A 19,889-nucleotide genomic window follows, 5' to 3' on the forward strand; every position below is an offset into this window, starting at 1 on the left:
TCACTAGTGTCCACTTAAAATAAGTTGAAAACCAGCTGATTAGTATTTTGTTCATTGACATTATTGTAATCTGATTTCATAAGTAGCTCATTTAAAGGGGTTTTATCAAGTAGTGATGCAGATAATATTTGTAAAATTTCATAATTGGAACGATTTATTTTTAATTCTTTGGCGACTATGGCCACCAAACAATATGTTATAATCGCAACATTGATTTGTACTCGAACAGCGTTTTCTGATCTGCCCCAAAAGGTTTTCACTTTTAGATGTTGTTTTATCCATTTAAAGAATAGTTCTACTTGCCATCTTTGTTTGTAAAGCAATGCAATATCATTAGCAGATAATTTAAAGTTGTTTGTTAAAAACACTAACGTTTTTTTAGTATCACTGTCGTAATATTTTACTTTACGAATTTTTTCGGGATAATCTTTAGAACTATAAAAGCCCATTATTTTTCCAATTTGGTCGTATTTGATTCCATTGGCTTTATCTGCTTTTCTTGAATACATTCTTTTGAATTTAATGTTCGATTTTGCTCTAACCACAAAATTAGCTTTAGCTTTCTCGATGCGATAAAGACGTCCATAATCTACATAAGCACGGTCAAATATATAGTAAGCTAAAGGCTCGTAATCTATAACATCCATCGCATTAACATCGTGTATGTTTGCTTCTGTAATATGAATGAACACGGGGATGTGGGTATTAACATCAAAGAGGGTGTGTAATTTGATTCCTGCTTTTGTTTTGCGAAAATGGGCCCAACAAAATACACTAAGGCAAAGGTCGATAGTAGAGGAGTCAAAGGCATAGATATTACCTTCTATTTCAAAATCACTTTTATCATTTTTGCTTTGGGCAATCTTAATCAAATGGTCTGCAAACTCTTCGAATATTTTGAAGTTTCGATTTTCATTTGCCTTTGACAAGTTGCTTCGAGTTATACTTTTACCAAACCCTAAATGATATGATTTTGACTTATGAGCCTCTATAATAAGTATCAAATCTCTCAGACTTTCTCTAGCAGATAATTGACCGAAAACCATACATAATAATTGATTCCAACAAGTAAAATGTTTGACTGATTTATTCCCAGAATATTTAGCAGTAACTCTATCAAAAACACGTTGTGGCAGAAAATTTACCAACTGAGAAAATATATATTTGCCTTGGTTCATATTCGTAATATTATTTTACGAACATAGATAGCCATTTCAAATCGTCACGCTTTAAAATGAGACTTAAAACACAGGTTTACAATAATTTCAAAGAACTTTTATAAACTTTTAGTGGACACTAGTGTGATAAACTATTTAAATAAGTTTAAAGATAAGAAAAAATGTAAGATAGTTTATAAACATAAATCGCTCAATAGAATAGCGTTAACTAATTTAATGTTGTCGGCTTCATTATTCAAATCTTTATAGATTTCTTTAAAAACTTTGGTAGCTATTATATTAAATGAATTCAAGATGCATTTTAGTTTTTAGACTAATCTTTTGTTGGGTAAGTTTTAATGGTTATATCAGCCAAGTTAATTTACAGGATAATGAAGTTTTAAGACTCTAATATTCTTCAATTTTTGAGTGTCAAAATAGTTTGCTTAAATCTTTAAAGTATGGGAGCTTAGCTTTTTATATGTCGGAAATATTTAAATCCTAAAATATAGTCTTAAAAGTTCCAATAATTCTTATTTTCGTTTTCAAAGTCTCCCCCAAAAATGAAGCTTTTTAGAATTATTACTGTTTTATTTCTTATAATTTCTAGTCCTGTAATTCACGGACAATCCATAAATCAGATCGAGTGCGAAAAATTAATTGAACGCGGTATTGAATTAATGTTTCAAAAAAAACACGTGCAATCCTTAGAATTGCTTGTGGAAGCTACCTCAATAGCAGAAGATAACAATTGGCCAAAACAAGAATTTAGAGCCCTACTTAATACAGGCTCTAATTATTATTTAATGTCTGCCTTCGGCGAAGCGTTAGATTATTATTTGCGAGCCTACGAAATTGCCATTACCGATTTAGAAACCAAAGATGAACTAACAGTATTAAATAATATAGGTATTCTTTATTTTCAGGAAGAAAAACTGGATAAGGCAAAGGAGTATTTTCAAAAAGCATATAACCGTAGCTTTAATCTCGATAATAAAAGTAAACACGGCTATTACGCAATAAATCTCGCTTTGGTAGCTAATAAAATGAACCTGCCCGAAGAGGCTAGTAAGTATATTGAAGAAGCTACCCCGCTTGTAAAAGACCAACCTAAAGTAACCACAATGGCACAATTGGCCGAAGCGGAAAATCTCGTGATTCGCAAAATGTATGAGCCGGCAAAAAGCTTGTCTCTTCAACTATTACCTCAATTAGAAGGCGAAGCCAATGCAGACAATAAAGTGTTTATTCTATTAATACTTTCGCGAATAAGCCAAGAGCAAAATAACTATTATCTCGCACTACAATATGCTCAAAAAGCACGACAAGGTTCAATAGCTATTGAAAATAGAGAAGATATTTACGACGCACTTTCCAAGGCTTATGTGGCTTTAAATAATTACGATATGGCGCTAAAATATAAAGATAGCGTCTTAGTAGCTCGCGATACCCTACAACAGATTAGAAACAATGTGCGCTACGAAAACAATAAAATTAAATTCGAACTTCAAAATTACGCACATCAATTAAGTGAAAGTCAATTGCTCCTTAAAAAGGAACGCCGTTTTCTTTATTTTATCTCCGCAGCGGCATTTCTATTACTTATTTCTATTATTTGGATATTTCGAAATAACTTAATTAGGCACCAACAACGAAAAAAAATTACCGAATTAGAGCTCGAACAAGAAAAGAGCAAAAGATTGCTAGGCGAAAAACAAATGCGCGAACAAGAAGCCATTGTAAAATTAGAACAAGAACGCTTAAAAACCGAGCTGGATATTAAAAACAGAAAGCTTACTTCAAAAGCACTCTATCTTTCTAGTAGAAATGAATTGATTGAAGAAATAGTAGACACCTTTACAGCAAATCCGCAGGTAAAAGCACAACCCGAATTGGTAATTCAAATAAAAGCGCTGAGCAAACATTTAAAGAAAAATTCGCAACTCGATAGCTTTTTTACACATTTCGAAGATGTAAACCCTGGTTTTACTAATAGGCTTTTAAAAAATAATCCAGATTTAACGCAGCAAGATGTGCGTTTTATTATTTATCTGTATATGAATTTAAGCAATAATGAAATTGCTTCCCTACTTAATATTACACCCCAATCGTGTAGAAAACGCAAAGAGCGTATTCGCAAAAAATTAAACCTCCCTAATGAAGTATCTTTATCAGCTTATATCGCAGATATATAGGCTTATGTCACGAAATTTTACCCTAGATGTCACAAATTGTCACGCCTATTTTTAAGACTTCACCCTACAAAGGTTCTATTTTTACGGCCTAATTAAAAACTCTCCAGTATGAAAAGGACTTTTATTTTTATTACAATTCTTTTAATGGCATTTTTTCAGAATTCATATGCACAACTAACTTATGAAGCAAATGAAGAATATGGGCAAATCTATGATGTGCTTTTTGACGCAACTATAGAAGGTACCCTTTATGCCAGAACAGTAGGAAACCATATAATTAAATCTGAAGATGATGGCGATAGTTGGGAAGCACTATACAGCGACCCAATAGAAGAATACGCAGTACTTCGAAATATGCGTCTTATTAATAATAACGAAAACCTAAGTTTTATTGTTAGAGCAGAAGGCACAGAATATAATAAGGTTGTAATAATAAACATCAACGATGGCTCTGTTATAAAAGAATATAATGTGCCAAATGGATTTGAATCTGATATACTTATTCAAAGCTATGATATCTACGAAGCAGATAATAACGTAGCTCTTTTACACACTACCTACACTTTAGGTAGTGGTTTTACCAACGAAGTATTTAAAACTACAGATGGTGGTGCTACTTGGTTTAGCATCTATTTTAGTCCATTACACGGCGATGTTGCAATAAATAACGTAGCTATTTCTCCTAGCAATCCTGATAACTTGTTCCTAATGAGAGGTGTAGGCTCAGGTAGAGATATAGGCGGTTTGTTTGTAAGCCTTGATGGCGGATCTACCTGGGACGAAAAACTTCTAGGTAATACGTATAGCGCTATAGCATTCAACCCTACAGATTTTAACGACATTTTCTTAGGAACATTTTACGGTTACGGAGGCCATAGAGAAGGTTTATACCGCTCACTAGATGGTGGCGATACTTGGTCCGAAGTGGTAATTAGCTATACTAGCATGTCTAACGACCATATTAATACAATACAATTCAACCCACAGAACACCAATAACATTGTTGTTCTTGAAGAAAATGAAATAATTACAACCAATGATAATGGAGTAACCTGGAGAAATCAAGTATATACTGATGTTGATCCAGCAGAATATTACTACGGACTTTCAGTTTCCTTTAATCCTTTTCAAGCAAACGATCTTATTATTGCTGCAGATTTTTACCCGTTCCGCTCTGCAGATGGGGGTGTAACACTACAAAAACTTAATAGCCCAATGGTAAATAGTACAGGGCGTATAGATTCTTATACTGGCGAAACAGAAAGTCATCTCTACTACGGTCTTAGAAGTGGGTTTATACACAAAGATTTAGCTGCTAATACCGAAACCGGTCACCGTATGCGCGACTTAAATAATCCATTCGGATCCACTACTTTTCCACACGCCGATAAGGAAGTGGCAGGTAGAATTTTTAACAGCGGAAGGTTTGGAATGGAGTCTGTTTTAGAAATGAGCCTAGATCACGGTGAAACCTACACTCCAATATATACTACTATGATGTTTATAAACATCTACGCTATGGCTACAGACCCAATAAACACTAACATTGTTTGGTTTTCTTTTGGGGAAGCACTTTATAAATTTGATGTTACCGATCCAGCTGCTCCAGTATTTGAACAAGTTGCATTGCCAAGTGGCGCTTTATTATACGGAATTGTTATAGACCCAACAAACTCAGACCGTATTACAATTACTCAAGGTGTTAATGTTTATATCTCAAACGATGGCGGTACAACTTGGGAAGACCCTTCTGCTGGCTTAGAAATTTTAGTAGATAGAGACGATATGATTTTGAGTGCTTCTGTTAATCCTCTAAATTCAGTCCAATATTTAATCTCAACAACACAAGGAATCTTTGCTTCAGCAGATAAAGGTGAAACTTGGAATCAAATATTCGACGAGCAAGTAGATAGAGCTTACTATTCTAGCGAAAACGATGATCAAATAGTTGCAATTACACATTATTCAGATGGATGGTTATATCCAAAAGCTGATGCGCGTATTGTGTACTCTTTTGACAACGGTGCAAACTGGGAAGAAATTTCTGCCGAAGCCCTTAATTATTTAAATACCGCCAGTTCTACCATTCAATTTGTTGATGATAGAGCCCATGTGTATTTTGGAACTTTTGACCTTGGATTGGTAAAATATTCAATAGACCTATTTTTCCTTGGTACAACAACAAATGAAACAGCTTCAGAAATTGCAATCTACCCTAATCCAACTAATGATAGTTTTAGTGTAGTAGCTTCAAATAAAAATATCGAAAGCATAACCATCTATAATGTTACCGGTCAATTAGTAATGGCAACCACTTCTCAACTTGAAAATATTGATATTTCTCAACTTGCTAGCGGAATGCATCTGGTGAAAATAAATACTTATGAGGGTACTTATTTCAAACGTCTCTTAAAAAAGTAAATAAACGAAACCCTTACGGTATTTCATATATAAGTATGAAGTAAGAGGTTTTCTTTAAATGGCGATTAAATTAAAATATATATCCTGCTATTTAAATGAGCTATATTTAAAAACTTATAGTTTTGTATAGATCGCATAGATGAACTGAAAACAATTGAATAATAATTAATTTTCTATAGGTTCAATATACAAGCGAGAATCATTTTCGCGTATAATTAAATGACCAAAGCATATTTGCTTTGGTCATTTTTTAGTAAAATCTGTGTCATAATTTTTAAATTAAATATGTTGTAATAATTTTAAAAGAAAAATCAATTGTTCTATAAACATTTTATTTTTTTCATTCTTCTCCTTACTCCTCATTTAAATCTTGAAGCGCAAATAGAAACACAGGCTAATGTCGTTAAACGCATAGAACATGGTGTAAAGCTATTAGCGGAAAAACAATACGTAAAATCTATAGAAGAATTAGTTTTAGCAAAAGAAATCGCTACCACGCATCAATGGCATCTTCAAAGATTTAACGCAATACTAAATATAGGTACTAACTATTATCTAATGATGGATTATGGTGAAGCATTTCATTATTATTTTCAAGCCTATGAAATTGCAATAGAGCACCTAGAAAAACCACAACAAATGGCAGTTTTCAATAATATTGGTGCTTTATATGGGGAAGAAAAGGATCTATTAAACTCTAAGGAGGCTTTTCTTAATGCTTATAATCTTGCCAAAGAAATTGATGATAAGGAACGTATAGGTAGCTATGGTATTAATCTTGCCATTGTACTAAATGAACTAGGAGAGCTCGATAGTGCAAAATACTATATTGAAGAAGCGCTCCCTTATCTTGTTGACTCTCATAATGTTCTGCTTTTAGCAAAACTGACTAAAGCAGAAAACTTCTTTCTGCGAAATCAATTCGCGAAATCAAAACAAATTGCCTTAGAAATTTTACCGCTAATTAAAAGTGCGTCACTATTAAAAGCAAAGATGACTGTTAAAGATAAAATATCTGTCCTATTACTCTTAGCTAAGATTTATATAAAAGAAAATGAATTAGATACAGCAAGAACATATGCTTTAGTGGCAAGAGCCAACGAAAATAAAATCGAAAGCCGTGTTGACACCTATAATTGCCTTGCTGATATTTTTCTTCAATCAAATGAATACCAAAAAGCAATGGCTTATAAAGATTCAGTGATAATGGCTAAAGATACACTGCACTCCATAAAAAATACTGCCCTATATAAAAGCGAGAAAGTCAAATTTCAAATTAAAAATTACAAACAAAAATTGTTACAATCTAAAGAAGAATTAGATAATGAAAAATATTTCTTTTATAAACTAATTTTAGCAATTACAATTTTTATGGGATTTCTAATTTGGATTTATAAAAACAATTCTCTAAAACATAAACAAAGAAAAAAAATTGTCGAGCTAGAATTAAGTAAAGAGAAAAGCGAACATTTATTAGCCGAAAAACAGCATCGCGAACATGAAACCTTGGTGTTATTAGAAAAAGAACGACTTAAAAATGAACTGGATAGTAAAAATAGAGACCTTACCGCTAAGACAATGTATATAGCTAGTAAAAATGAACTTTTAGAAGAAGTTATTCAATCCTTATCCACCAACTCCCAAATTATTACAAATAGTGAATTAAAAAAACAAATTAGCCAATTAAAAAATCACGTCAGAAAAGACACTTATTGGGATAGCTTTACAGCACATTTTGAAGAATTAAATCGCGGCTTTCTCGATAGGCTAATGAAAAAGCATCCTAACCTAACAGCAAATGATATTCGTTTCTTAACTTTTAACTATATGAATTTAAGTAATAAGGAAATGGGCTCTCTACTTAATATTACCCCACAGTCCTGTCGCAAAAGAAAAGAACGTATTTCAAAAAAAATGGACGTCCCTGAAACTATATCTCTTCACGCGTATCTTTCATCTATTTAGCACACTGTCACGTATTGTAACAATGCATGTCACGTTATGTCCCACCCCTTCTTTGGAGTTTAATCGGCTGTGTTTCTATATTTATCCCCTATAATTTTAACGCCGAATTAAAAGAAGCTATTATAATAGCGCCTTTTGATTTATTCTAATAATTAACTCTAAAATCATTCTAATGAAACACATTAACTTTTCAAAAAACATCTTTCTAGCCACTTGCTTATTTGGCTTTGCATCGATGAGCGCTCAATTCTCACAAACATCAAAAATTGTAAGTGAAAATAGAGAAGGTCGAGCAGAATTCGGAACCTCTGTAGCTCTTTCAGATAATTTTGCCATCGTAGGTACTTCACGCGAAACCTCGGCATCTGGGGCAGCATATATCTACGCTAAAAACAATCAAGAAACTTGGGACTTCTCTCAAAGATTAGCAGCAGACGACCCAAATGCTGGTGCAGAATATGGTGGAGGTGTTAAAATATCCGACGATTATTTAGTAGTAGCAGCAGGTAGAGCAGATGTTAATGGTACAATTAGAGCAGGTGCCTTATATGTTTATGATTATCAAAATAATAGCTGGGAATTTAGCACAAAAATAGTTGCGTCCGATTTAAGTAGCGATGCCAAGTTAGGGATGAACCCTACCTCCTTAGATGTACAAGGAAATACAATTGTAGCAGGAGCTCCAGGAGAAAATCTTTGGACTGGCTCTGTATATGTATTCACTAAAGTGAATGGAGTATGGGAAGAAACTCAAAAAATTATGAGCCCAAACCCACAAGCAAATAATATTTTTGGAATAGGAGTTTCTATTTCTGGCGATCAATTGTTAATAGGCGCTCAAGGAGTTGAAGGTAGTAAAGGAGCAGCATATTTATTCACACAAAATGCGAGTGGCATTTGGGAATACAGCCAAACCATTTCAGCCTCAAATGGAGAAGTTGAAGATTACTTTGGGAGTTCAGTAACTATTGAAGATGATAAAATAGTTGTGGGTTCTTACGGTGCCGACTTAGAAGTAGGAACAGCGTATATATTTGAAAAAAATACTCAAGGTACTTTTGAAGAAGCACAAATACTTAACGCAAATCCGTCAACAGACAGAGTGCAATTTGGTTGGGCCACTGCTATAAATCAAGATTATATTGCTGTAACAGCACCTCATATTTATGGCAATGAAGTAGGGGAGGTTTACTTATATAAAAAAGACGCATCAGGAATGTGGGTAGAAGATCAAATAATACAAGGTGACGATACCGCAGCGGAAGATTTTTATGGATGGAGCATAGCAATGAATGGCCCAGAAATGATCGTAGGATCACCCAGAGAAGACCACGACGTTAACGGTAATAACGAAATTGGCGATGCTGGTTCCGCTTATATTTTTAAAAATCCAAACATTTTAGGAGTTACAGATAATGAAATCAATAGTAGCCTTGTTCAGTTATATCCTAATCCTACACATACAGATCTTAAAATTGAAAGTATCTCCAAAAAAATATCTGCTTACCGAGTTTACAACGTAAGTGGTGCACTTTTACAAGAATTTACTAGTGTTAATACGAATATTAGTGTACTAAATATATCAAACTATAGCCACGGAATGTATTTCTTAGAAATTAATTTCGAAGATGGTTCATCAGTATCAAAGAAAATAATTAAAAATTAATCAAAAAGTTTCACATTTAAATAGATACTAATGAATAAAACAATATTCCTCACTATAACAATTTTGCTTAGCTTATCTTATTGGCAAGCCGCAGCTCAATTCACTGAAAGCTTTGATGCCAATTTACCAACAGAATGGACAGTTATAGATAATGATGGTCAAGGAACATCTTGGCAGTTCCACGCTGGTAATGGATATCGTGGAGACGGGGGCTTATGGATATACCAAGAAGATTTTGCACATGATGATTATCTCATTTCACCACAGTTTACTGTAACTTCAGGCCTTACAGACCATATCTCGTTCTATGCAGGTGGTTCTGGAATTAATTTTCTTGAATCCTTTGAAGTAAAAGTATCTACCACAGGTACTAACCCCTCAGATTTCAATACACTGCTAGGTTCTGAAACCACAATTTCAAACGTAGATACTCAAGGAGATTATGTAAATTATGCCTACAACCTAGCAGCTTTTGACGGACAAGCTGTGTATGTTGCTGTTGTAGCTACTTCTACAAGATCATTTCGTTTATATCTCGATGAATTTACCGTAGATGCTTTGCCTAGATGCCCAAAACCATCAAGTATAAATGTACAGAACTTAACAGATAGTTCGGTTGATTTAAATTGGAACCTCGGTGGTAACGAAGATGAATGGAGTGTGAAATATGGACCTCAAGGATTTAACCCAGAAACACAGGGAGACCTAATCGCCGTTACTGGAACCCCTAACACATTCATTGATAATCTGGAAGAAGCAAATAGCTATGATGTTTATATTAATGCTATTTGTGGTACACAAGGAGAAAGCGAAATGGCCGGGCCTTTTACCTTTAAAACACTCTGTGCACCTGCTACTCTTCCATTTTTGGAAGGATTTGAAGAAAATTATTCCAATGGCACCAATCTTGGAAATTGCTGGTCCCAAGAAATTATTTCAAATACACATTGGAAAGTAAATAATTCAATAGTCGCTGGAAATAGAGGCCCACGCACAGGCGATTTTAATATTTATTTACCTAAAGGAAGCGATACCTGGATGTTTTACCCTATCGAAGTACAAAGCGGTATAAACTACACCCTAAGTTTACATGCTAGACAAAGTAATTCAGAAGGGGCAGATATTGCCGCTAGCTACGGTAATTCTGAAAACTCTGTAGATATGATTCACGAAATATTTCCAACTACCCAAATAACTAGTGGAGACTATCAAGAAGTAAGTGGAAGCTTTATACCAGCCAATTCTGGAGTTATATACATTGGTATTAGAGGTCATTTAATCTCAGGCTTTTTTCCATTTTATTTGTCAGTAGACGATATTTCAATTACAGAAAATCAAACCTGTCTTATACCTACAAGCCTTCAAATAGAAAATGCCACCCCAGATACAGCAACTATTAGTTGGAATCCTGAAAACGCTGAAACTGAATGGTTAATTAAATATGGCGAACCAGGCTTTAACCCCACTACTGAAGGATCCTACTTGCAAGTTAATGGTAGTCCCAATGCCACAATTACAAATCTAATGCCTGCGCATATTTACAGTGTTTTTGTTCAATCGCTTTGTGGGGGTACTGATGGTAATAGTTTTTTTGCCGGACCTATTACCCTAAAAACTACACCAATAAATGACGATTTGTGTAATACAACCACCCTCACTGTCGATGGGCTATGTACCTCTGGGTCATATACCAATGTTGGTGCCACTTTACAACGAGATGAGCCCCAGGGCTCATGCTACGATGCGGCAGGAACACAAACAGTGTGGTTCAGTTTTGTTGCCCCAAACAGCGGTAACGTAACTGTTACTACAGATTTTGAAGGAGGAACCTTAGAAGATACAGAAGTAGCAGTTTTTGAATCTGCCACAGATTGTAATAACCTTGCTACCTTAGGAATCGAAATAGGTTGCGATGAAGATGGAGGTATTATAGGCGATGGTTTTTTATCAGTCGTTACCTTAACAAATCTAATTGAAGGAAATACCTACTTCATCCAAGTCAACGGATTTGAAAGTTTTGGAGAGGGGACTTTTGAAGGAACTTTTTGTATCGAAGTACAAGACGATGGTATAGACTGTATCACCCCATCAAATATCTCGGTTTCTGATATCACAGCCACAACAGCCTTAGTCGATTGGAATCCAGTAGGAGATGAAACTGAATGGGAAATTAAATACGGTCCAACGGGTTTTGACCCCTTAGTTGATGGTGAAAGTGTTTTAGATAATGACGGAGTGCCAAATGAAATCTTAACAGACTTGTTAGTAGATTCAGCTTATGATGTATATGTGCGCGCTATATGCGATGCCACTACCCAAAGCGATTTTGAAGGACCTCATGCCTTCACTACTTCTACACTGTCTATAGATCAATCAAATTTACTGTCGTTTAGCTATTATCCAAACCCTGTTCAACATAGCTTTACTGTAGAAAGTAATAAACGTATGAGTAACATTCAAATCTATGGGATTAATGGCGCAATTCTTAAAGAAGCCACCGTCGCTGCAAATGTTATTGATATAAATATTTCAAACTTTTCAAACGGAATATATTTTGTAAACGTTATTTTTGAAGATGGTTCCAAAACAGTTCAAAAACTCGTGAAGCAATAATTCCCTCAATTCTATAATTCTCACCATTTTTTAATAAAAGGAGGCTGTCTAAAAGGGCAGCCTTTTTTCATGACTATTTTTGGTGTATTTTGAATCTTCATGGTGTGAAAAGAACCCTTGTATGGAAGACCAATAGTAAGAATCAATTGGGCCTTCCGCCTCCCAACTATGATGATAGTATTCCAAATAAATATCCTGTTTGTATTGTCAATATGATCATTGACGAGAAGATAGTACGGCTTTTGAAAAGACCTATAGAGGCAGTAGTGTCTCTAGCAATCATCCTCGCGATTTATTGAAAATATTAATCTACGCTTATTTGCGGAACCTATCTAGTTGGTTATTATGGGCAGAGAAAATTCAAAGATTAATTATGCACTCCCTTTTTAAAATCAGCAATCCTTCAGGCATTGCTATTGCTGCTATGAGCAGGGCTAAATTGTTACCCTCTGCGGAGATATGTAATAAGTATAATCCTGAAAAATACTGGAGATGAATTAAATACCAAACTTAAGAAATTTGGCATTTTACTATACGATTGATTTACATATTTTAGTGATGGTTTTAACTTTTATCACCCCTTTACAACCCTTTTAAAAAAGATAGAAACTACTTAATTAAACCATTTAATATCTACTATTTTTTAATTATATATGATTAATGGTAGCTTTTCATGCTGTTGTTTTAATTGCATAGGCTTTTAATGAGAAAGTGTTTGATCAATTTAATCTTCAAGAAAATAAGCACTCTGTGTCAATCCACTGGCTAGGTAAGCTTGCTTTTACTTTGGAGATTTAATGTTGGGGTTTATTGCCTTTTTCTTTGAACCTGTTGGTGTTTAATGCTTGTATTAATAATATGAGAGAAATACAAATTGCTTTTACATTCCTAGACCAAACTAGCTTGGGGAGTGTCTTAATAATAATTAAGGCTATAAATTTTATTTTCAATAATGTATTTTACAATATATCACCCGGCTTAAGAGCTTTGAATGTGAATATATCAGCTAAAACGATCACGAAGCATCCCTCTTTTAGAAGCTGAAAATTCCGATTAGGCGATTATCCTCCCCTCTAAAATCCTAATTCTTCGGTTCCCCCAATACAGCATACTTAACGCAACGATAGCGCATAAAAACATAATTCCCGTCATGGGGAGCGGCGTGTCATCGCTCAGCATGGATACCAGGGCAGTAATCAGGGCGCCGATTCCCAACTGCAGCGCCCCCATAAGGGCAGAGGCCGTTCCTGCGCTCTTTTCAAAAGGCGCCAAGGACAAGGCTGAAGTGTTTGGAAACGCAAAACCTTGTGTGCTCAAAAATAGAAATGCCAAAACGATCATGGAGTACATTTCGATGAGGTGGAATATAGTACCGAAAAACAAAAGTGCGCCCGCAATAACTTGGCATATTAGGGTGACTTTTACAATTTGTTGGCTCGTATATTTTTTTAGCAGAAACGTATTTACCTGACTGGCGGTAACCAAGCCCATGGCAATAATCCCGAAAATCCATCCGTATTGTTTTTCAGAAACCCCGTAGAGTTCCATAAACACATGCGGCGAACCAGCGATATAGGCATATAGGCCACTTGCGGCAAAAGAGCCCGTCAAGGTATAAGTATAGAATTGTGGTGTTTTAAATACAGTCCAGAATTTGGTGATTATCGGCCTTGGTTTTAAAGACATCGTTGTATCTGGCGGTGCCCCCAAAGGAAGCCAAAAATAAACCAGAATAATGTTAACCGCTGCCAGTACGGTCAAAATTATAAAAATAGAATGCCATCCCCAATGAGCCGTGGCGAACCCGCCCAGAGTAGGGGCAACAATTGGCGAAACTGCAATCACCAACATAAGCAGACTGAATACTTTTGCTGTTTCCGTTACTGGAAAAAGATCGCGGACCAAAGCCCGCGCAGCTACCATTCCTGCACATCCCCCAAGTGCTTGCACAAATCGGGCGAGGATTAAGGAATCTGCGGAAGTTACATAAACGATAAAAACAGAAGCAAATAAATAAATAAACAACCCAGTCAACAATGGAATCCGTCTTCCAAATCGATCCAATAAAGGGCCATAGATCATTTGTCCAACGCTCACTCCAATAAAATAACTAGATAAGGAAAGCGCCACCCGCCCCGTGGTAGAATTCAGGTCGCGCGCTATCTCGGGAAACCCTGGTAAGTATAAGTCTATGGAAAATGGTCCAAGGGCAGAAAGTAGGCCCAGGATAAGTATTACAAGAGTTCGTTTTTTATTTTGCATTGTCTTTTTAAGAGTTTGCAAAATTACAAAAGGTGCTGCTGTTACGGATCAAGATTAATAGATCATTATGGAAAATTTGAGAGATGTTGTTTGAAGGATTTTGTGGATATGACTTGTAAGCTTATATGCTAAAAGTTAATGAGAGTGTTTTTAGATGGCTATTCACAGGAATTCCAAATTCAAACCATTGTTTGACTTGTTGTGAATTGCTTTAGCTCTCATTAATATTTTTATTTGAATCGCTGAACCTCTTCTGTCGGTCTCGGAAATGCAGCGCATTCACGACTTCGTTACTTTTAAATAATAGCACAGGAGTAATTGTTTTTTAGTTGACTATTAAACCCTAGGATTAAACAAGTAAGTTAAAATGGAAATTAAAAAATAACTTCACAAAAAAAAAGTCCCACCGAAGCGGGACTAAAGATTTTCATCTACGGCATATAGCCTTATTGTGATAAGATTATAGATTAGGATAATTTATTTCACATTTCAAATATATCAAAAAATTTCTTTGCCTGCAATGTGGAATCCCGTAAAACGGATAAATTATTTTTTGGTAGTTTAGTGGCATCATAAAAAATTTATAAGTTATGGCAAGAATATTAGGATTGGATTTGGGAACAAATTCTGTGGGATGGGCGGTGGTTGAAAGAGAAAGCGGAATTTTCTCTTTAATGGATAAAGGTGTTAGGATATTTTCGGAAGGTGTAAAGTCTGAAAAAGGTATCGAAAGTTCACGGGCTGCCGAAAGGACAGGCTTCAGAAGTGCAAGAAAGTTGAAATACAGAAGGAAATTGCGAAAATATGAAACCCTAAAAGTACTTTCGAAAAACGGAATGTGTCCCTTAACTGTTGAAAATGTGGAAGATTGGAAGAAGTCGGGTTTTAAGGATTACCCTCTAAATCCTGAATTTTTAAGTTGGTTACGGACTAGCGACGATGATAAAATAAACCCATATATCTTTAGAGACCGAGCTAGTAGACATAAAATCTCTCTGTTCGATTTGGGTAGAGCATTTTACCATATAGCGCAACGCAGAGGGTTTTTGAGCAATCGTTTGGACCAATCAGCAGAAGGTATTTTTGAGGAGCATTGTCCCCAAATCGAAAATTCAATAGAAGACCTGAACTTTACGGAGGATATATTGATGGAGCTGCAGGACTATTTTAAGACTGTTGGTATTCTTGATGAGTCAGTAAAAGGTGGGTTTGCAAAGGATTTGGATGAAGGAGAAAAGAAATTGAAATCTTTATACAATTCACTAAAAGGGATTATAAAGAAAAACGAAGGAGATATTGATAAATGTAAGGAAGAACTAATATACCGATTAAACAAAAAAGAAGATTTAGGAAAAGTAAAAGGCGAAATTAAGGATATCTCTCAAGCGATGCTAGAGGGTGGGTTTAAAACTCTGGGGCAATATTTCTGTAGTTTGTATAACAAAGAAAGAATTCGTAACCATTACACCTCTCGAGAAGAACATTATTTGGAAGAATTTATCACAATATGCACGGTACAGGGTATTGAGACTATTAATGAAAATGAAAAACTACCGGAAAAACGTTTTTCTGGATTGGCTAAAGAACTCTACAGAGCTATCTTTTTTCAGCGCCCTTTAAAATCCCAAAAAGGGTTGATAGGCAAATGTTCATTTGAAAAGAACAAGGCACGTTGTTCAGTTTCTCATCCTGATTTTGAAGAGTACAGAATGTGGTCATATCTCAATATTATCAAGATAGGTACACAATCGGAAAAAACAATGCGTTTTCTTACGGACAAGGAAAAATCACGTTTGATTCCTAAGTTTATGAGAAAAAAGGATCATTTCAATTTTGAGGATTTAGCAAAAGAACTGATTGAAAAGGGCGCTTCGTTTGGATTTTATAAATCGTCCCGGAGAAATGGATTTCATTATTGGTTTAATTTCAAGCCAAACGATACGGTTTCTGGTTGTCCGGTTTCAGCGTCGCTAAAGAATACACTAGGCGAGGATTGGAAAATAAAGTCTTTCAAATATAAAACGTTAAATTCAAAAAGTGCACAAGTAGACCGAACGGTTGGTTATAGGGATCTTTGGCACTTGCTTTCGGTTTCAACCTCTGATGCCTATTTATATGAATATGCCAAGGATAAATTGGGGCTGGATGCTAAAGCCGCTAAAGCCTTCAGTAAAATAAAATTAAAAAAGGATTTTGCAAGTGTAAGCCTGAATGCTATAAACAAGATTTTGCCTTATCTAAAGCGAGGCCTATTGTATTCCCATGCTGTTTTTATGGCAAATATAGAGAAATTGGTAGATGAAGAAATTTGGGAAAACCAAGAGGAGCGGTTGAGCATCCAAAATGGTATCGCTAAAATTATCGAAACCAATACTTTTGAGAATGGAATTTCTGGCCTAATCAATTCTATTATAAAAGACTGTAAACAGAACGGTTATTTCTATTCTGATGAATCAAAACATTTATACAAAAAGCAACTGGATGAAAAGTTAGAGCCCTTTATTAAAGGATTTAAAATAGAGAATACCGAACAACGGGAATTAATTGCGAATGAAGCCTTCGTCCGGTTGTTAAAGCAAATAAAGGAGTTTGAATATTTGAAAATAAAACGGTTAGATGAAAAAGTGGTCGAGTTTATTCTGGGAAATAACGAGAATGGAGTAATTTATTGTTCCGATGAAAAACGAGTTAACAAACTATATCATCCGTCAGACATTGAGGTGTTTAAAAAGAAGATAATCAAGGATGATAACGGAAATGAAAAATTGGTGCTTGGAAGCCCCATAACTTCTTCGGTGAAAAACCCAATGGCAATGCGTGCTCTTCACCAAATGCGCAAAGTGTTGAATGCTTTGATTCTGGAAGGACAAGTGGATGAGAAGACAATCATTCACATCGAAATGGCTCGGGAATTAAACAACGCTAATAGACGGAAGGGAATTCAGGATTTTCAAAATGAAAATAAAAGGAAGCGTGAAGAGGCCATTAAGGAAATAAAGAAACTTTATTTGGAAGAATGCCACAAAGAAGTGGAGCCAACTGTAGACGATGTTTTACGCTATCAACTTTGGATAGAGCAAAATAGATGCGAAATTTATGAACGTGGAAATAATATTAGTATTTGCGATATCATTGGGGCAAACCCAAAATATGATATTGAGCATACGATACCTAGAAGCATTTCGCAGGATAATTCGCAGTTAAACAAAACTCTTTGCAGTAGGGAATTCAATAGAGACATCAAGAAAAACAAAATGCCGATTGAACTCTCCAACCATCTCGAAATATTACCTCGGATTGCACATTGGAAGGAAGAAGCTGAGAATTACGATAGGGAAATCGAAATAATTACTCGTTCCATAAAATCGGTAGCGACAAAGGAAGCAAAGGATAAAAAAATAAGAAGGAGACATTATTTGAGCTTAAAGCGTAATTATCTACAAGGGAAATATGAACGTTTTATCTGGGAGGAACCAAAAGTAGGGTTTAAAAACAGTCAAATTCCCGATACGGGCATTATTACAAGATATGCAGAGGCATATCTAAAATCCTATTTTAGAAGAGTGGAATCCGTAAAAGGAGGGATGGTCGCTGAGTTTAGGAAACAATGGGGAATCCAAGAGTCATTTATTGATGAAAACGGACAAAAGCAATACAGACCAAAGGACAGAAGCAAGCATACCCACCACACTATGGACGCTATAACAATTGCTTGTATGACCAAAGACAAATATGATGTTCTGGCTCAAGCCTGGAAATTGGAGGATGAGCAAAACAAGACCAAAGCCAGGGCTATTATTGAAGCAGCGAAACCGTGGAAAACCTTTAAGGAGGATATGGTAAAAATAGAAAAGGAGATTCTGGTTTCACATTACACCCCAGACAATGTTAAAAAACAGTCTAAAAAGATTGTTCGGATCAGGGGTAAAAAACAGTTTGTGGCAGAAATAGTAAGAGATGACAATGACAAGGCTATTCCAAAAAAGGATTCCAATGGCAAAGTAATTTATAAATTAAATCCAGAAGGAATAAAGATTCCAAGATACCAACAAGGGGATACTATTAGGGGCTCTTTGCATCAGGATAGCATTTATGGTGCCATAAAAGATCCATTGAACAAGAAAGAAATCCGTTATGTTATTCGCAAGGACTTGGAAAGTATTAAAGCTTCTGATGTTGAAAATATTGTAGATGAAGCGGTAAAGAAAAAAGTAAGGGAAGCCATATTAAACAAAGTGTTACTCATTTCATCAAATCCACAACAAAAGAATAAATTCGCTAAAAACGAAAAGGTATGGATGAACAAGGATAAAGAGATACCAATAAACAAAGTGCGACTTTATGCCAAATCTGTAAAAAACCCATTGGAAATAAAAGACCATAGTGCTTTGTCGAAATCAAGACACGAGCACAAGCAAAAAATATATGGACAAAATGATGAGAATTACTGTATGGCAATATATGAACTGGACGGTAAGAGGGATTTTGAACTAGTTAACAATTTTAATTTGGCGAAACTCATAAAGCAGGACGAAGGCTTTTACCCTATGTCTAAGCAAAAGAAAGTTAAAGGTAAGGTGGTAGAAATGCCCATTGTAAAAAGCAATAACCGTGATTTGGTTTTAAAACGTGGGCAACAAGTGATATTTTATGATAAGAAAGTAGAAAATCCAAAAAGTATAACTGAGATTTCAGATTTTATTGGAAGAATGTACATTATTGAAGGGTTGTCGATTCAAAGAATTGTTCGCCCATCCAAAAAAATTGATGAATATGGAGTAATTATGTTGCGATATTTCAAAGAAGCCAGAAAAGCAGACGATATCAAAAAACAAAAATTCAAGCCAGATGGTGAATTTAATCTCAATGAGAGCAAACCTTTACGTAAAATGAACCACAATCAGTTTTCTGCTTTTGTTGAAGGCATTGATTTCAAGGTGTTGCCCACAGGAAAAATAGAAGAATTGTGAATTATTTGTCATTCCGACAGAGGAGGAAATCGGAGATTCAAGGTCGTTAATCCCATAAGAGTAAAAATGTAACTATTATGATTGGATTTAACGGAGGCAGTCATACATACTATGTATATATCATTACCAATAAATGCCGTTCCACATATTATATTGGAGTGACCAATAATCTTGGGAGAAGGTTACGGGAACATCGGGAAAATATAGAAAAGGGAATTAAAACATTTGCATTTAGGTATCAAATACACCACTTGGTTTGTTATGATAGATTTTCTTAGATTCAGCTGTAAATAGCAAGGGTAAAGTAGGTTAAGGCTTGGCGGAGGAATAAAAAACTGGCTTTGATCCGTCCTTTATATGCTTCTTTTGAGTTTTTGGAGGATCGATTTTGGGTAATTAACTTGTCATTTCGACCATAGGAAGAAATCTAATCAGAGTGAGTTTTGGAGTGTTGAATGAAGGTTGGTGGAATAGCGGGACAAGATTCCACCTGCGTTGGGATTGATAAATCCGAAGTTCTTTGACATAGCCCCTTTGTTCTTAATGGACCAAACCACAACGGAAAACCGACCTTTCGGTTTTTGTCGCGACGGTTTCTTCGTTATGATTTGATTAAAGATTAGGATTCACGATATTGTTA

The 19,889-nt window shown here is 35.3% G+C and carries 10 protein-coding genes; 8 read left to right on the plus strand and 2 right to left on the minus strand.

All coding sequences use genetic code 11. From position 1 onward, the window contains the following. Window positions 1–14 precede the first annotated feature (14 nt). Window positions 15–1,178 (minus strand): IS4 family transposase, encoded by a 1,164-nt coding sequence (locus tag G440_RS0117355; protein ID WP_026450205.1) that lies wholly within the window; start codon window positions 1,176–1,178, stop codon window positions 15–17. A 542-nt stretch (window positions 1,179–1,720) separates the two neighbouring features. Here G440_RS0117355 and G440_RS0117360 point away from each other — a divergent pair. The 6 genes from G440_RS0117360 (at window position 1,721) to G440_RS0117385 (ending at window position 12,316) form a co-directional block, all read left to right on the plus strand. Continuing rightward, window positions 1,721–3,352 carry a tetratricopeptide repeat protein gene (locus G440_RS0117360; protein ID WP_026452454.1) on the plus strand — a complete coding sequence of 544 codons (1,632 nt, stop codon included), beginning with the start codon at window positions 1,721–1,723 and terminating at the stop codon, window positions 3,350–3,352. Window positions 3,353–3,460: 108 nt separating this feature from the next. Then, window positions 3,461–5,773 (plus strand): T9SS type A sorting domain-containing protein, encoded by a 2,313-nt coding sequence (locus tag G440_RS0117365; protein WP_026452455.1) that lies wholly within the window; start codon window positions 3,461–3,463, stop codon window positions 5,771–5,773. Between the two features lie 315 nt (window positions 5,774–6,088). Next, a complete protein-coding gene (locus G440_RS0117370; protein ID WP_026452456.1) occupies window positions 6,089–7,738 on the plus strand; it encodes a hypothetical protein in 1,650 nt (549 codons plus the stop codon). A gap of 172 nt (window positions 7,739–7,910) precedes the next feature. After that, the gene (locus G440_RS0117375) at window positions 7,911–9,404 is read left to right on the plus strand and encodes a T9SS type A sorting domain-containing protein (RefSeq protein WP_026452457.1); all 1,494 of its coding nucleotides are present in this window, start codon (window positions 7,911–7,913) and stop codon (window positions 9,402–9,404) included. 30 nt (window positions 9,405–9,434) lie between these two features. Beyond that, window positions 9,435–12,017, plus strand: coding sequence for a T9SS-dependent choice-of-anchor J family protein (locus tag G440_RS0117380; RefSeq protein ID WP_026452458.1), 2,583 nt, complete (start codon window positions 9,435–9,437; stop codon window positions 12,015–12,017). Between the two features lie 104 nt (window positions 12,018–12,121). After that, window positions 12,122–12,316, plus strand: a complete 195-nt coding sequence (locus G440_RS0117385; protein WP_157418059.1) for a hypothetical protein — start codon at window positions 12,122–12,124, stop codon at window positions 12,314–12,316. 754 nt (window positions 12,317–13,070) lie between these two features. On the opposite strand, the gene G440_RS0117390 is transcribed toward G440_RS0117385, so the two are convergent. Beyond that, window positions 13,071–14,279, minus strand: a complete 1,209-nt coding sequence (locus tag G440_RS0117390) for a multidrug effflux MFS transporter (protein ID WP_026452460.1) — start codon at window positions 14,277–14,279, stop codon at window positions 13,071–13,073. 590 nt (window positions 14,280–14,869) lie between these two features. Here G440_RS0117390 and cas9 point away from each other — a divergent pair. Both cas9 and G440_RS21540 read left to right on the plus strand, forming a co-directional pair. Beyond that, on the plus strand, window positions 14,870–19,249 hold the full coding sequence (gene cas9, locus G440_RS0117395) for a type II CRISPR RNA-guided endonuclease Cas9 (protein ID WP_026452461.1): 4,380 nt from the start codon (window positions 14,870–14,872) through the stop codon (window positions 19,247–19,249). Between the two features lie 77 nt (window positions 19,250–19,326). Next, the gene (locus tag G440_RS21540) at window positions 19,327–19,527 is read left to right on the plus strand and encodes a GIY-YIG nuclease family protein (RefSeq protein WP_245574887.1); all 201 of its coding nucleotides are present in this window, start codon (window positions 19,327–19,329) and stop codon (window positions 19,525–19,527) included. Window positions 19,528–19,889: the final 362 nt, after the last annotated feature.

Origin of the sequence: Aequorivita capsosiphonis DSM 23843 (assembly GCF_000429125.1) — a bacterium.
Lineage (GTDB): Bacteria > Bacteroidota > Bacteroidia > Flavobacteriales > Flavobacteriaceae > Aequorivita > Aequorivita capsosiphonis.